Annotated in this window: 12 protein-coding genes; 2 read left to right on the forward strand and 10 right to left on the reverse strand. The window is 72.8% G+C overall.

Annotated elements, in window-relative coordinates; genetic code table 11:
• Positions 1-93 precede the first annotated feature (93 nt).
• Positions 94-906: a MarR family winged helix-turn-helix transcriptional regulator gene (locus B1H55_RS12645; RefSeq protein WP_077240311.1), complete on the reverse strand. Its 813-nt coding sequence runs from the start codon at positions 904-906 to the stop codon at positions 94-96.
• Between the two features lie 176 nt (positions 907-1,082).
• On the opposite strand from B1H55_RS12645, the gene B1H55_RS03340 reads away from it, so the two are divergent.
• On the forward strand, positions 1,083-3,404 hold the full coding sequence (locus tag B1H55_RS03340; protein ID WP_080461572.1) for a DEAD/DEAH box helicase: 2,322 nt from the start codon (positions 1,083-1,085) through the stop codon (positions 3,402-3,404).
• Between the two features lie 59 nt (positions 3,405-3,463).
• Here B1H55_RS03340 and B1H55_RS03345 read toward each other — a convergent pair whose 3' ends face one another.
• From B1H55_RS03345 to hisD, 7 genes are all read right to left on the reverse strand, one after another.
• On the reverse strand, positions 3,464-5,086 hold the full coding sequence (locus tag B1H55_RS03345) for a Tat pathway signal sequence (RefSeq protein ID WP_174977476.1): 1,623 nt from the start codon (positions 5,084-5,086) through the stop codon (positions 3,464-3,466).
• Positions 5,083-7,017, reverse strand: a complete 1,935-nt coding sequence (locus B1H55_RS03350) for a DUF2334 domain-containing protein (RefSeq protein ID WP_080461573.1) — start codon at positions 7,015-7,017, stop codon at positions 5,083-5,085. The genes B1H55_RS03345 and B1H55_RS03350 overlap by 4 nt, the downstream gene beginning before the upstream one ends.
• Before the next feature lie 44 nt (positions 7,018-7,061).
• Positions 7,062-8,264: a non-hydrolyzing UDP-N-acetylglucosamine 2-epimerase gene (gene wecB, locus B1H55_RS03355; protein ID WP_080461574.1), complete on the reverse strand. Its 1,203-nt coding sequence runs from the start codon at positions 8,262-8,264 to the stop codon at positions 7,062-7,064.
• Positions 8,265-8,284: 20 nt separating this feature from the next.
• Positions 8,285-9,058: a hypothetical protein gene (locus tag B1H55_RS03360; protein ID WP_077240312.1), complete on the reverse strand. Its 774-nt coding sequence runs from the start codon at positions 9,056-9,058 to the stop codon at positions 8,285-8,287.
• Positions 9,055-10,554, reverse strand: a complete 1,500-nt coding sequence (locus B1H55_RS03365; RefSeq protein ID WP_073453280.1) for a glycosyltransferase — start codon at positions 10,552-10,554, stop codon at positions 9,055-9,057. The genes B1H55_RS03360 and B1H55_RS03365 overlap by 4 nt, the downstream gene beginning before the upstream one ends.
• Entirely contained in the window at positions 10,551-10,778 is a 228-nt protein-coding gene (locus B1H55_RS03370) for a hypothetical protein (protein ID WP_073453278.1), read from the reverse strand. Before B1H55_RS03370 ends, B1H55_RS03365 begins: the two co-directional genes overlap by 4 nt.
• A 424-nt stretch (positions 10,779-11,202) precedes the next feature.
• Complete coding sequence (hisD, locus tag B1H55_RS03375) at positions 11,203-12,552, reverse strand: histidinol dehydrogenase (protein WP_073453339.1); 1,350 nt, start codon at positions 12,550-12,552, stop codon at positions 11,203-11,205.
• A gap of 188 nt (positions 12,553-12,740) precedes the next feature.
• Here hisD and B1H55_RS03380 point away from each other — a divergent pair, with 188 nt between their 5' ends.
• Entirely contained in the window at positions 12,741-13,775 is a 1,035-nt protein-coding gene (locus B1H55_RS03380) for a hypothetical protein (RefSeq protein ID WP_073453276.1), read from the forward strand.
• Here B1H55_RS03380 and B1H55_RS03385 read toward each other — a convergent pair.
• Both B1H55_RS03385 and B1H55_RS12465 read right to left on the reverse strand, forming a co-directional pair.
• On the reverse strand, positions 13,764-14,180 hold the full coding sequence (locus B1H55_RS03385; protein WP_077240313.1) for a hypothetical protein: 417 nt from the start codon (positions 14,178-14,180) through the stop codon (positions 13,764-13,766). The genes B1H55_RS03380 and B1H55_RS03385 overlap by 12 nt on opposite strands.
• Positions 14,177-14,468: hypothetical protein (locus B1H55_RS12465; protein ID WP_205635510.1), on the reverse strand; the 292-nt coding region annotated here is incomplete at its 5' end. The genes B1H55_RS03385 and B1H55_RS12465, both read right to left, overlap by 4 nt.

Genomic DNA, 14,468 nt, shown 5'->3' on the forward strand with positions numbered 1-14,468 from the left:
GAGCCGAGGATAGTGCACAGCTCGGCCGTCGTGCCCTTCCCGTCCCAGGAAGTGGGCTGCGGCCGAGCCGGGTCGGCGAGGACGGGGCGGCGATCACGCCATCGGGTCCCCGCGCCGCCGCCCGTGGCCGACGCCGTGGTGGTGACCCGCTCCACGGGGCCCGCCATGGGGGCCATGCCCGCCATGACAGTGCCCGTCATGCCCGCCGTGCCCGCCATGCCCGCCGCAGCCACGGGGGCCGGTGAGTCCGAGGCCGTGCTCGCGCATGCGCATGACGTGGGCGAAGCGCTCCTCCCCCAGGCGCTCGCGCATGGATTCCATCTCCTCATCGCTCGCCCCGTGCTCGCCCAGGCGCTGGGAGAGGGGTGCGATGACCTTGTCGAGAAGCTCGACGAGCCGGGCCGCCTCCTCCTCATCGAGCACGGCGAAGGGGCAGTCGGCGGGGGCCGCGGGGCCGGCCGCGCGGCCGGCCCCTGTGAGGTGGACGAGCATGACGCGCCGGTCCTCCTGACTGGGGGCCCTCTCGATGAGACCCGCCCCCTGGAGCCTGCCGAGCACCTCGTTGAGGGACTGCTGGCGGATGCCCAGGAGGAAGGCGAGGTCCTTCGTGGCGATGGGGCTCTGCATCCTCAGGGCGGCCAGAACCCGGCCCTGGCCGCGGCTCGGGTCGCCGGCCGGGCCGTGCTCGGCCCGCCGGGCGGCGCGGTCGCACCCCATGAGCCGGACCAGGGCGCGGAACCGGCGGTGCAGCGCGGCATGAGCACCGCCGTCGTCGACGCCACCGTCGATGCCACTGCCGTCCTCAGCGCCGGCGAGATCTCGGGGCTCCGCCGCGTCGGCGCCCTCCAGCGCCCTCATGGGCTCCTCGAAGGGCTCGTTCTCAGGGCTGTTCTTCGTGGAAGTCATGATGACCTCCTTCTTTCCCAGTGCGAGTCGTGGGCCCGGACCGCCTCAGCTTCCAACAGGCACCTGTCGATCTCGATGGCAAAAATCTACAGGCACCTTCACAACTTTTCAACAGGCCCCTGCACGATCCGGTCCGCGCATTCATCCGTGTCGGAGCCCCGGGCTACCGTGGACCCATGAGCGCCGCAGCATCGTCCACGCCGTCCTCGGCACCGTCGGCCGCCCTGCGCGAGCGCGCGGAGGACGTGCTGCGCGCGCTCGTCGGCAGCCCGGCCGCGCGGCTGCGCCCCGATCAGTGGCGGGCGATCGAGGCGCTGGTGGTGGGCCGCCGCCGGGCTCTCGTGGTGGAGAGGACGGGATGGGGCAAGTCCGCCGTCTACTTCGTGGCCACCATGCTGCTGCGCGAGGGCTGGGGCGGCTGGCACGAGGGAGCCCCCCTCCCGCCCCAAGGGCGGGAGGGGGCGAGCGGCACCGGGCCCACGATCATCATCTCCCCGCTGTTGGCGCTCATGCGTGACCAGGTCGCCGCTGCCGGGCGCGCCGGCATTCGCGCCGTCACCATGAACTCGGCCAACAGCGCCCAATGGGGTCAGGTCGAGGATGAGATCCGCGCCGGGCGCGCCGATGTCCTCCTCGTCTCGCCCGAGCGCCTCAACAATCCCGTCTTCCGGGATGAGGTCCTTCCGCATCTGGCGGCCGGCGCGGGCCTCATCGTCATCGATGAGGCGCACTGCATCTCGGACTGGGGGCATGATTTCCGGCCGGACTACCGGCGCATCCGCACCCTGCTCGCCGGCCTGCCGCCCCGCACCCCCGTCCTGGCGACGACGGCCACGGCCAACGAGCGCGTGACCACGGATGTGGCCGAGCAGCTGGCTGGACACGAGATGGGTGGCCGGGCCCCCGAGGTGCTCGTACTGCGCGGGAGCCTCCAACGGGACTCCCTGCACTTGGGCGTGGCGCGCCTGGGAGACTCAGCCACGCGCTTGGCCTGGCTCACCGACTACCTCCAGCGCGCCCGGGGCTCCGGGATCATCTACTGCCTCACCGTCTCCGCCGCGGGCGAGACCGCCCAGGCCCTGCGCGCCGCCGGCCTGGATGTGGCCACCTACACCGGCCAGACCGAGCCTGCGGAGCGCGAGCGCCTCGAGGCCGACCTCAAGGCCAACCGCGTGAAGGCGCTCGTGGCCACCAGCGCCCTGGGCATGGGATTCGACAAGCCCGATCTCGGATTCGTCGTCCACATGGGCGCGCCCGCCTCGCCCGTGGCCTACTACCAGCAGGTGGGGCGCGCGGGGCGCGGCGTCGAGAGGGCCGAGGTGGTCCTGCTGCCCGGCGCGGAGGATCGGGCGATCTGGGACTGGTTCGGCTCCCAGGGCTTCCCGCCGCCCGAGCGGGTCCACGAGGTGCTCGACGCCCTGGAGGCGGCCGATGCCCCCTTGGGGATCGGCGCGCTGGAGACGGTGACGAGCCTGCGGCGCGCCCGTCTGGCATCGATGCTCAAGGTGCTCGACGTCGACGGCGCCGTGCGGAGAGTCAGGGGCGGCTGGCTGGCCACGGGCGAGCCCTGGGTGTACGACGCCGAGCGCTACGCCCGGGTGGAGGCGGCCAGGCGGTCCGAGCAGGAGGCAATGCTCGCCTATGAGCGCCTTCGCGCCCCGGAGTGCCGAATGGCCTTCCTGCGCGCCGCGCTCGATGACCCGGAGATGCCCGAGGGCTGGCGCTGCGGCGCCTGCGACCTGTGCGGGGGCCTCGCCCTCCCGCAGGGGCCGGATGCGGAGCAGGTGGGGGCGGCCCGGGGATCGCTGGCGCGCATCGGGGTTGAGATCACCGCCCGGCGCCAGTGGCCCGTGGGCATGGAGAGGCTGGGGCTGGGCGCTCTGCGGGGCAGGATCCCGCCCGAGCGGCGAGCGGGCACGGGCATCGCCGTCGGGAGGCTCGATGGCCTGGGCGTCTCGGCGGCGCTTCGCGACCTCTTCTCCTCCGATGAGGACGGGCTCGTCCCTCCTGGGCTGCGGGCCCCCGTCCTGGAGGCGGTGGACCGCCTGGACGCCCTCGCCCGCGCCGAGAGCGGGGACGACGCCACCGCTGCGGGCGGCGCGGGCGGGGGCGCGCCCGAGGGGCGGACCGCCGCGGCGAGTGCCGAGGGGAGCATCGACGCGGTCGTCATCATCGACTCCCGCCGTCGCCCGCGGCTGATCCGCCACCTGGGTGGCGCGGTTGCGCACCGCCTGGGCGCCGAGCGCCTCGGCATCATCGCCACGGGCGGGCAGCCGGGGCGCCATGACGTCAACTCCGCGACCCGCCTGGCAGCAGTGGCCCGGAGCCTGAGCCTCGACGGCTGGGGGCCCGCCGCCCTGGAGCGCCTGGACGGCGCCCGGATCGCCCTGGTTGATGACTCCACGGACTCCGGCTGGACCGTCACGGTCGCGGCCGATCTCCTGCGGGGCGCCGGAGCTGCGGCGGTCCATCCTCTCGTGCTCGCCCAGGAGTCCTAGCCACTCGGCGTGAGTCGAGGGGTGAGGCCCGGCCGGCGGCATGGGGCCCGCTTCCGGGATCAGGGGGCAGAGGCGTGGTCCGATGCCCGCTTGAGCGAGCGCCCGACCGCTCCGAGGCCCTCGCCCTCGGGCGCCCCGGAGGAGTCCGCACCGCCGCCACCGGTACCCCTCGCGCCGGTCGCCTCATCGTCCAGGAAGTACCACCAGAAGGGCGCCCCCCAGGCCTGGGGCCGCCCCAGGGCGGCGCCCGTCACCTGGGCGATGAGGGTGCTCCGGGCGGCGTCGGCATCCTCGCGGGAGCCAAACCACCAGGGCCCGTCGTCCAGATCCTCCCCGCCGTAGCCGAGCTCGGTGACTGCCACGCGCTTGTCCGGGAAGCGCGCCGCGAGCGCGCCCATGACCCGATCCGCCGCGGTTCCCAGCGGGTGGGACTGCGGGTAGACGGAGATGCCGACGACGTCGATGAGCCCCATGAGCTCGCCGCCCGCGAGCGAGGCCGCCACATTGAACAGCGCCCCCTGCGCCTCGGCCTGCCCGAGCTGGTAATAGAGGGTCAGGACGGTGAGCGCGCCGGTGCGCTCCCTCACCGCCCTCGCCGCGCGCGTGGCGCGCCCCACCGGATCCTCCCCCAGCCAGTCGCCCCCGATCTCGTTGCCGACCTCCCAGGAGTCCAGCCCCGGCAGGGCGGTCAGCAGGGCGTCGAGCCTCCTGTCGAAGTCGGAGTCGCTCAGGGCGGCCAGGGCCTCGGAGTCGCAGATCTGCCCCATGACGTGGATCCCGGCGCGCTGGAGAGCATCGGCCGTCTCCCGCCAGGCGGCCAGGGCGGGGGCGCTCACGTCGTCGAGGACGAGTCGCACGGCCCCCTGCCCGGAGCCGGTGGAGGCGGCGACGGAGTCCCGCTGCTGAGGGCTGGGGACCTCGGTGAGCGTCGCGCCGATGAGCGCGCCTGGAGGTGCCGCGCCGATGAGGGCGGTGTCGACGGCGATCTGGGCGGTGGCGGCGAGCTCGAGGAGGCGTGCCCCCTGCTCGTCCCCGATGCCCGAGTCGATCGCGGACTGAGTCGCCCCGTGGGCGGAGCGCGCGGCCCCGAGGGCGCCGGTCGCGGTGCCGGCGGGGCCGCCCGTCCCGACCCGGCCGGCCAGGGCGGTGAGGGCCGCCTCCTGCCGCTGGTGCAGCCCCCTGGCGGCCAGGGCGAGGACCTCGGCGCTGCCATCGCGGGGCAGGTCGGCGATCAGCGCGGAGTAGCCCTGGGACGTGGGCCAGGACAGGCATAGGGCGCAATCCCTGCCCTCGGGCACGTCGACGAGGATCTCCCCGTCCTCCTCGTAGAGGGGCCCGGTCGCGATGACCTCGAGAGTCGTGGAGTCCAGGAGGGCGTCGTCGTATCCGTCCTCGCCCCTGCCCGCGGACTGGATGGCACGCGCCTGAGTCAGGGTCATCGGTGCGCCATCGGTGCCGCGCAGCACCAGGGCGATGGTGGTGGTGGGGCTCGCGTCGTCCGGGCCGCGGCAGGTCATCAGCGCGCCCGCGGCCCCACCGGCGAGTGCCAGACCCCCTGCGGCGAGCAGCGCCCGACGGCGCATGATCCGCCCCGGCCCGGTGGCCTCCGGAGCGCCGGGCGGGCCCGGGAGGCGGCTCGCGCCGTCCCCCGGGCCCGCTGGGGCGCTGCCGGGATCCCTCATCGAAGGTCTTGGGCCGCCACGAAGGTGTAGCCCTGGGACTTGATGCCCTCGACGATCGTCTTGAGCTCGTTGAGCGGGTAGTAGGGGTGGAAGAAGAAGCTGGCCGTGGCGTGCGTGCCCGCCAGGTTGAGGCGAGCGGAGTCGATCACCTGCTGGGCCGAGCGCGGCGGGTGGTTGTTGATGTCCTTGGGCTCGTAGTTGCCCAGGTTCTCGGGCAGGACGTGCGTGCCGTAGGGGTCGTTCACCGAGTAGGGGAAGAACTGGCCGATGTAGTCGTGCGGCCCGCCCGGGGTGCCGGTGAGAGTGCCCGCGTACATGAGCTCGCGCTCGTAACGGGTCGAATAGACCTTGTTGATGCCCTCGTAGCCGCTGCGGGAGGCCGAGTAGTGGGGGGTCTCGAAGATCTTGGGCGTGGGCAGGCCGAGCTTCTTGAAGTACTTGCGGCCGTCCTTGACGCGCTTCTTGGCCCACTTGGCGCTCGTGCCGGGCAGTTCCCCGCCGATCTGCACCCAGGAGTTCTGCTGGCAGGGCGCCACCGGGGCGTCCGGGGAGTTCTCGTCGGAGCACCACGAGCGGATGAACTCGAAGTCATCGCTGGACACGCCGTTGTAGGGGTTGTTCAGGTCGCCGAACTGGTGGGTGGTCCCGTGCTGGATGATGGTGCCGCCCTTGCTGACGGCGTCCTTGAGGACGGCGACGAGCTCAGGGGTGTCCTTGAGCGTCATCGACTGCGGCGTGCCGTCGTTCTTCGCCCCGGAGGGGTCCTCGTACTCGGGGAAGACCGCCATCTGGAAGGGGACGCCCTGGGAGAACAGGTAGTCCACCATCGCCTGGAGCTCGGCGGGATCGGTGTCGGGGCCGACGTCCTCGATGCGCACGGCCGCTTGGCGGATCTGCTCGGCGCCGGGCTGGAGGGAGTCCAGGACGATGTCGGCCGCCGCGATGTAGCGGTCCTGCTCGCTCATGTAGGTGACGGGGACCTCGCCGATGAAGGTCAGCCCCCCGGAGGACACCGCCCAGGGGAAGGACGTCGTGCCCGACTGGGCGATGCTGGCGCACTGGGCGGCGGCACCGTCGGCCGAGGAGCACAGGGCCTTGCCGAGCACGGTGACGGCGCCCTGATCGGTGATGTGGGGCGCGGTGATGCCGCCCTTGTTCAGCTCGTTGCGGCCGAAGACCTGGCCGTTGTACTCCACCTGGGTGACGCGGTCGGTGGCGTCGATGTAGGACGTGGCGGCGTCCCATCCGAAGCGGGCGGTGAAGGCCGCCCGGTCGGCGTCGGTCTTGACGAGCTGCCAGATGTTGAACCCGGACCACAGGACGGGCACGTCGCCGGTGAGGACGTCGTCGATGAACGCGCGGGGCAGGGGCTCGTCGTAGGTCGACCCGGTGTAGATGACGTTGGTGTAGCGCCCGGCCAGGCCCGCCTGGTAGTCGGCCACCGGCAGGGCGGTGACGAGCCCTGAGTGGCTGGCCAGGTTGCCCATGGCCATGGCGTAGTACTCGCCCAGCTTGCTCCAGTCCCCGGTGGTGTCGTAGAGGACCAGCGTGGAGGCGGGGCCGGCGTCCTGGTTGGAGTAGGTCACGGCCCGGCCCGGCACCGCCGGCGGGTTGGCCCCCAGGTCGCGGATCCGGGGGGCGGCCTGGACGGGTGCGGGCGCGGCGATGTCGACCTCCGCCGCGTTGTCGTTGGCCAGGGGCAGGGCCTCGGCCTGGGCCGCGGCGGGCGCGGGCGGCGCCTCGAGCGGGGTGTCGGCCCAGCCGAGATCGTCGGCGGGACTGTCCACCGCCGCCGGCGCGAGGGCCGCGCCGCGCGCGGTCGGGGCGGCGCCCGCCGCCTGGGCGGAGCCGACGAGGCCGATCGAGGCGCTGAGCGCCACGAGGGCCGTCAGGACCGCCCGGCGCCGACGCGCGTGGGTCGTCGTTGTCATAGGGGATCTCCTTGTCGGGGTGAGGGTCGGTCAGGGTGGTGGACTCAGGCGCGGGAGGGCTCGAAGTCCGGCAGGGGCTCCCCCCTCCCGAACAGGGCGGCGATCGCCGCCATGACTCTCTCGCAGGCCCGGCCGTCGCCGTAGGGATTGGCGGCCCGGGCCATGGCCTCGTAGGCGGCGTCATCGGTGAGCAGGGTGGTCACGGCCTCGACGATCCGCTCCTCATCGGCTCCGACGAGCCTGGCGACGCCGTAGTCGATGGCCTCGGGGCGCTCGGTGCTCTCGCGCATGACGAGCACGGGCTTGGACAGCGCGGGGGCCTCCTCCTGGACGCCCCCGGAGTCGGTGAGCACGATATGCGCCCGGTTCATGAGCGAGCAGAAGGCCCCGTACTCCAGGGGGTCGGTGACCACCGCGTTGGACAGCCCCTCGATCCGCGGCAGGAGGGCCCGGCGCACGATCGGGTTGCGGTGGGCGGGCAGGACGATGAGCGCGTCGGGGTGGGCGCGGGCCAGGCGGGCGATCGCGCGCCCGATCCCCTCCATGGGCTCTCCCCAGGACTCGCGCCGGTGCGCGGTCACCAGCACGACGCGGCGGGATGCGTCCTCGAGGGCCTCGCGCAGCGCCGGGTCGGCGGGGGGCGTCGGCCTCGCGACGGCCTCCAGCAGCGCGTCGATCACTGTGTTGCCCGTGACGCGCAGCGAGGCGGGATCGACGTTCTCCCGCAGCAGGTTGTCCCGGCTGGTCGCCGTTGGGCACAGGTGCAGGGAGGTGATCTGCCCGACGAGCTTGCGGTTGGCCTCCTCGGGGAAGGGCGAGGTGATCGTGCCGGTGCGCAGGCCGGCCTCGAGGTGGAGGACGGGGGTGGAGTGGTAGAAGGCGGCCAGCCCCGCCGCGAACACCGAGGTGGTGTCGCCCTGGACGAGGACGGCGTCGCAGGGGAGGTCCTCCAGTGCCCTGCCCACGCCCTCCAGGCACCGGGTGGTGACCTGGGTGAGAGTCTGGCCCGGGGAGTGGATATCGAGGTCGATATCGGGGGTGATGCCGAAGAAGGCGTTGACCTGGTCGAGCATCTCGCGGTGCTGCCCGGTGACGACGACGATCGGGTCGAAGCGCTCGTCGGCGCGCATCCGGTTGATGAGGGGGGCGACCTTGATCGCCTCGGGCCTCGTGCCGTAGACCAGCATGATCCTCAGGGGCGCGCCCTGCGGCCGCTGATCGGAGGGGGTCGCCGGCTCGGTGGTCATCGGTGCTCCTTGGTGTCGTGTCAGTTGCGTGAGTACGTGGTCGCGGCGAAGGTGACGATGGCGTCCTCGGTGTAGGCGCCCACCGGGCCGGAACGGTAGGGGCTGTCGGCGTCCTCGATGACACCGAGGTCCTGGCCGTCCGCCGTGACGGCGAAGGAGACGGCATCACCTGTGGTGTCGACCCGCACCTGGGCGAGGTGGGCGACACCGACCTCGAAGGACGGCTCGTGGGCGGAGGCGAGGAATCGCTGGTTCCCGGGGTAGGCGGGGTCCTGCTTGGAGACCTCCCAGCCGTTGGGCTTGAGGGCGAGGGCGTAGAAGTGCTCGTTGTCCTGGAAGGACCACATGAGCCATGCGACCTCCCAGGGGTTGGGCGCGGTGCCCTCGCGCAGCTGCTTCTCCGTGGTCATCATGGAGGTGATGGTCTGCGTGGCCCTGTCGGCGACGGCGGCGGTGGTGGAGATGGCCAGGGCGGCGTGCGTGCGCTCGTCCTCGGTGGCCGAGTTGGGGGCGAGCCGCAGGGCGCCGCCCTGGCACGTGGCGTCGCCGTAGCCGTCGAAGAGGACCTGCCAGTCGTCGCAGCTCGTCTCCCGGGTGGAGAAGTAGCGGTACCCGAGGGCGGCCCCTCCCCCGATGAGCGACACGAGGGCTCCCCCGAGCACGAGCCGGCGCCGCAGCAGCGCGGACCGCGCACCCTCCTCCGACTCCGGCGGCCGGGCGGGCGCGCGGCGGCCCGCGCGGCGGCCCTCCTCGGGCGAGGGGCTGGTCCGGGGGGAGGTCTCCGGGGCGCTCATGCGGCCACCTCATGCTCTCGGGGGACCGGCGGGCGCGGTGAGCGCTGGGGCCGCTGGGGCGCAGGCGGGATGGCGGGGGCCGATGGCGCGGGCCGATCGACGCGCACGAGCGCGGGCGGGATGCGGAAGCCCTGCGGAGCCGCAGCGGTCTCCGAGCGCGCCGCCCCGGGAGCCGGGGCGGTCGGCTCCGCCGGCGTCGTCGCTCCCGCCGGGTCCTCGGCCTCCCGGGCGGTCTTGGCCCACCCGGTGCGCCCCGCGATCTCGCGCAGCAGGGCCCGCCACCCGAAGAGGGCAGGGAGGAGCCCGTAGAGGACGAAGAGGTGGGCGTAGGCGAGGGCCTTGAGCGGGCCGAGCCCCTCGGAGCGCTCGATCCGCCAGTACAGGAGGCCGAAGACGACGCCGGGGCCGAAGGCGAGGAGGTAGGCGCTGAGCAGCCACCACCAGGTCTGATTGTGGCCGAGGACCGCCTTGGACACCACGATGAGCACGGTGATCCCGAACGAGGCCATGAGCAGCGAGGCCGCCAGGAGGACGTAGGGGGTGAGGATCTGCCAGGTGGTATCCGCTCTGGCCAGGCCGCGCTGCTCGCGCGCCGCGCGCCCGAGCAGGTTGAGGGACTGGATGTTGCCCTGGAACCAGCGCGTGCGCTGGCGCAGGAGCCTCCTGAGGCTGGTGACGCCCTGCTGGTGGACCGCCGCCGTGGGCCGGAAGTCGTTGACCCACCGGGTGCCGTTGAGCCGGACGCCGAGGTCGAAGTCCTCGGTGAGCGACTTGGTCCACGGCCTCTCGCCCAGCGCGCTGAGAGCATCGAGGCGGGCGAACTGCGCGTTGCCGCCCATGCCGACGCTGTGGAGATGGCGCCTTCCCCTCTGGAAGACCTCGGTGAAGATGACGAACTCCATGTCCTGCATGCGGGCGAGCAGCGAAGAGAAGCGGTTGTTGATCCGCACGCCGAACTGCACGGCGCCGATGCGCCGATTGCGGAAGGCCCGTCGGGCCTCGTCGATGGCCTGCGACTCGAGGCGGCCATCGGCGTCGACCACCCCGACCACCACGTCTGTGCCCGGATCGCCGCCCCACCTGTCGCGCACATGGCCCAAGGCGTCGTTGAGGGCCTCGCCCTTGCCGAGGCGGGCGCGCGGGGGGACCCTGCGCATGACGCTCACGCGGGGATCCGGGATCGCCCGCACGACGTCGGCGGTCCCGTCATCGGAGCCGTCGTCGATGACGAGGACGCGCAGTCTGTCGTCGGGGATGTCGAGGAGGCGGCCCACGCTCGCGCCGATGACCCCGGCCTCGTTGAGGCAGGGCATGAGGATCACGACGAGGATGTCCTCCGCCCGGGAGCTGCCGCCGTGCCGGGGCCGTTCGATCCGCGGCGGCCGCCTGGAGATGAGGAGGAGGACGAGCACGTAGAGCAGGCCCGTCCCGATCATGATCGCCGCGCCCCAGTGGCCGATCATCTCGACCGGGTCGCCGGCGCCACCGCCGATCATGCGCCCCTCCTGCGTCCCGGCCCCCGGTACCAGCCCATGAGGGTGCGCCTGAGGGCCCCGGTCAGGTTCATCCACAGCCAGGCAACGGCCACGACGACGAAGAGGAATCCGGCCAGGAGGGAGAGAACGTGCGCGATTGTCCCAGCGATGGCAAGAATGCGCGCCATGGCGCCCGGACCGGGCAGCCATGAGGAATGCGCAAGAATCAGGGAGCAACTGCTCATCGCACCGTCATTTCGACTCAAGGGATCAGGGTGGAACCACGATGATGATCGTTCGCAATGGAACACATCCAGATGGGGTCCGGACGCATCTGAACCGAAGATAACGATTTGATATAGAGGAACAACACTGTGGAACCATACAATCTGGATGCATCCATGTTGTGTCATATCACATGTCTGCTGGAATATCAGCCATGGTCAGCGGCCCATTGACATCCCACCCACAGTATTCATCTGCGACTATCGCATTCGCAGCATTGTTCAACCGCCGCCATCAAAAGCACGGCGGAATCGCAGCGCCGGTCGCTGCCCGGCGAATCCCATCACCGCGGATGGACGAAAGTAGGAGGCGCAATCCTCCCGGAGACGGAAATCCGCACCGACCCCTTTGGAGGGGCGCTCGGCGCGGATTCCGAGGATTGTCTCAGTCGCGGTCTCGAAGACGCGCGCCAACCGCCTCCGCATGGGCGGGAAGATCCTCCGCCCGGGCCAGCGCCGCGAGCGGGCCCGCCATCGCCCCCAGGGCCTGGGCGCTGTACTCGATCATCTGAACCGGCTTGAGGTAGACCATGACGCTGAGCCCGGCCGCGAACCGCGCCGTACCCCCGGTGGGCAGCACGTGGTTGGAGCCGGCGAGGTAGTCGCCGAGCGGGACCGGGCTGTAGGGGCCGACGAACACCGCCCCGGCGTTGCGGATGCGGCGCGCCACGTCGGGTGCGGCCTCGGTCTGGATCTCGAGGTGCTCGGCGGCATAGGCGTCGGCCACGGCGATGCCCTGCTCCAGATCCCGCACGAGCACCACCCCCGACTGGGCGCCGCCCAGGGCGCGGGCGGCGCGCTCCCGGTGACGCGTAGCCGCGAGTCGGCGCTCGAGAGCGGCGTCGACGGCCTCGGCGAGGGCGGGACTGTTGGTGATGAGCACCGATCCGGCGTTCGGGTCGTGCTCGGCCTGGGAGAGCAGGTCGGCGGCGACGTACTCCGGATCCGCGGAGGCGTCGGCGAGGATGGCGATCTCGGTGGGCCCGGCCTCGGCATCGATGCCGACATCCCCGAGAACGGCGCGCTTGGCCGCGGCGACGTACACGTTGCCGGGCCCGGCGATGACGTCGACGGGCTCGCACAGAACGCCGCCCGCGCTCACCTCCCGATCGGCCTCGGTCTCGGGGGCGGCGCCGTAGGCGAGCATGGCGATGGCCTGGGCGCCGCCCGCGGCGTAGACCTCGGTCACGCCGAGCAGACCGCAGGCCGCCAGGATCGTGGGGTGCGGGAGACCGCCGTGCTCGGCCTGGGGCGGCGAGGCCAGGACGACGCTCTCCACCCCGGCGACCTGCGCGGCCACGACGTTCATGACCACCGAGCTCGGGTAGACGGCGAGCCCCCCGGGGACGTACAGGCCGACCCTGCGCACGGGGATCCAGCGCTGGGTGACGATCCCGCCGTCGGTGATGCGCGTGGTCCGCTCCAACGGCATCTGGGCGGCGTGGCCCGCGCGGTTGTGGGCGATGGAGAGCTCCAGGGCCCCTCGGACGGAGGGATCGAGCCCGTCGACGGCGCGCTCGATGACCTCGCGCGGGACGCGCAGGCGCTCGGGGCGGACGCCGTCGAACCTCTCCGCAGCATCCCGCAGGGCGGCGGCGCCGCGGGCCCTGACATCGCTGATGATCGGCTCCACGGTCGCCAGGGCCGCGGTGACGTCCAGGGCCGCTCGCGGCAGGCGCTGGGCGAGCTGGTGGGGGGTGAGGTCGGTGTCGCGCAGGTCGATGCGGGTCAGCATGAGCACAGGTTATCGGCACGGGCTCGCGACTCATGCCGCCGACCGGAGCCCGGATGCGTCCCGGGGCCCGGCTGGTGGGCACCGGGACGTGGCGCGCCTGGGACCGAAGGGGCACGGCAGAATGATCACGAAACGATAACCTTACGGCGATCGAGTCCCCTGTTATCCCTGACGACGAGGAGTCCTCCATGAGCATGCCCCGCATGCCGCTACCCACCATGCCCGGTGGGCGGGACTGGGCGGGACTCCTGCCCCCTGCGTCGGGCGCCCTCCTCGGCGCGGCGGCGCTCTGGGCGGGCGTCTCCCCGCAGACCGCGCCCCGGTACGCCGCACCGCTGGTCGTCGCCGGTGTGGCCGTGGTGGTGTTCTTCGCGCTGCGGACCGCCGTCAGGCTGGCGGGACTGCTGCGCCTCGCGTGGCGGGCCCACCGCTTCCGCTCCGGCCATCCGAGCGCCGCGGAGTCCCGGGAGCTCGAGTGGCGCGCGGGACTGGCAGCCTCCCAGGATCAGGCCAGGGCCGTGGCACGGGGCCTGGCCATGGGCGGCACCTTCGACCTGGGGCGCCCCTGGGATGTCACGATCGACGCGAACGAGCAGGTCCTGGCCGATTGCTCCTCCGATTACGCCCGGTACTACAGCGAGGAGGCGCGCCCCCTCCTGCCCGGTACCGGGGTCGTCGGAGGACCCGGCGGGGCATCGGCGGGGCTGGACGCCGCGCCGACGGCGCAGCGCCGTCGGCCATGGGCGAGGGGACGTCAGGGGCACCAGTGGCACGAGAACCAGTCCGTCCGCGCGCTGGTCACCCAGCGACGCGTGCTCGTGCAGCGCAACGACCTCCATTGGCTGAGCTTCCACTACGACGCGATCGTCGCGATCCGCCCGCAGCTGCCCGCGGGCGTGCTCATCCTGGAGTTCGAATCGGCCTCGCCCCTGCGCCTGGCCGGCCCCGCCTCAGCGGTGACCGCCGTGGCGGCGGTCTACGCGCTCTTCGGCGCCCAGGGGCTGCGCGACCATCCGGGCCTGGAGCCACTGCGCATCCGTCCCGCCGGCGCCGGAGGCACTGCCGGTGATGCCGGTGGCGCCAGCGATATCGGTGAGGCCGATGACATCGTCGACGCCGCTGCTGATGGCGACTGCCGCGACTACGACCGCGCCGAATCCCCGGCCGACTCGTCTGCCGGATCGGAGTCCGAGTCGCCGGAGGTCGCCGCCTCACCCGCCTGATCCGCGGCGCCGCGGCCGACCGTCCCGGCGTCCTGGGGAGCGGCCGGACCACAGGTCCCAGCAGTCCCGGCGGTTGGGAGGCGCCCAGCGCGCGTCTCTCGTCGAGACCTCGCCCGTCCCGGCCGACACCACGAGCGAGGCCAGGCTGGGCTCGCCGCGGGCAGCGCAGTCATGGGCGATCATCGACAGCAGCGGCCCCATGTGGCGGGGCAGGACCGCCCTCTCGATCTCGTCGCTGAGCTCGCCGTAGGTGATGACCTCCCGGTGCTCGGCCACCTCGATGAGCACCTCCCGGCAGCGCGCGACGGCGCGCGCCAGCCGCTCGGAGAGCAGGTACTGCCGCTCCCCCACCGGATAGCGCGCGCCGACGACGATGGCCAGGGACTCCTCCCCCGATGCGCTCATGCGCGCATCGACAGGAACCAGCGCCGCAGGAACGGGCCGAGGATGCTGGCCAGGAGCGAGGCCAGCGCCCCGCCGACCATGACCGTGCGCGCCTTGGGCTTGACGTCCTTGGCGATCTCCGCCCTGGCCTCGGCCGCCTGAGCGCCAGCGGCCGAGGTCATTTTGGCGGAGGATGCCTGGGCGGCGGAGCCGGCGGGAGCCGCCGGGGCCGCGGCGGCCGCAGCCTCAGTGGTCGGCGCGGCGGCGGGCGCCTGGGGGGCGGCCGCGGCCTCGGTCGTCGGCGCGGCC

It is taken from the genome of Actinomyces denticolens, from assembly GCF_002072185.1.
In the GTDB taxonomy this organism is placed as follows: Bacteria; Actinomycetota; Actinomycetes; order Actinomycetales; family Actinomycetaceae; genus Actinomyces; species Actinomyces denticolens.

What these genes read in the sequence shown, in the direction of transcription:
- B1H55_RS03345 (WP_174977476.1), bottom strand. Translation starts at nt 5,086, where the DNA reads ATGAGGGATCCCGGCAGCGCCCCAGCGGGCCCGGGGGACGGCGCGAGC.
- B1H55_RS03360 (WP_077240312.1), bottom strand. Translation starts at nt 9,058, where the DNA reads ATGAGCGCCCCGGAGACCTCCCCCCGGACCAGCCCCTCGCCCGAGGAG.
- B1H55_RS03350 (WP_080461573.1), bottom strand. Translation starts at nt 7,017, where the DNA reads ATGACAACGACGACCCACGCGCGTCGGCGCCGGGCGGTCCTGACGGCC.
- hisD (WP_073453339.1), bottom strand. Translation starts at nt 12,552, where the DNA reads ATGCTGACCCGCATCGACCTGCGCGACACCGACCTCACCCCCCACCAG.
- B1H55_RS03340 (WP_080461572.1), top strand. Translation starts at nt 1,083, where the DNA reads ATGAGCGCCGCAGCATCGTCCACGCCGTCCTCGGCACCGTCGGCCGCC.
- B1H55_RS03385 (WP_077240313.1), bottom strand. Translation starts at nt 14,180, where the DNA reads ATGAGCGCATCGGGGGAGGAGTCCCTGGCCATCGTCGTCGGCGCGCGC.
- B1H55_RS03370 (WP_073453278.1), bottom strand. Translation starts at nt 10,778, where the DNA reads ATGAGCAGTTGCTCCCTGATTCTTGCGCATTCCTCATGGCTGCCCGGT.
- B1H55_RS03380 (WP_073453276.1), top strand. Translation starts at nt 12,741, where the DNA reads ATGAGCATGCCCCGCATGCCGCTACCCACCATGCCCGGTGGGCGGGAC.
- wecB (WP_080461574.1), bottom strand. Translation starts at nt 8,264, where the DNA reads ATGACCACCGAGCCGGCGACCCCCTCCGATCAGCGGCCGCAGGGCGCG.
- B1H55_RS03365 (WP_073453280.1), bottom strand. Translation starts at nt 10,554, where the DNA reads ATGATCGGCGGTGGCGCCGGCGACCCGGTCGAGATGATCGGCCACTGG.
- B1H55_RS12645 (WP_077240311.1), bottom strand. Translation starts at nt 906, where the DNA reads ATGACTTCCACGAAGAACAGCCCTGAGAACGAGCCCTTCGAGGAGCCC.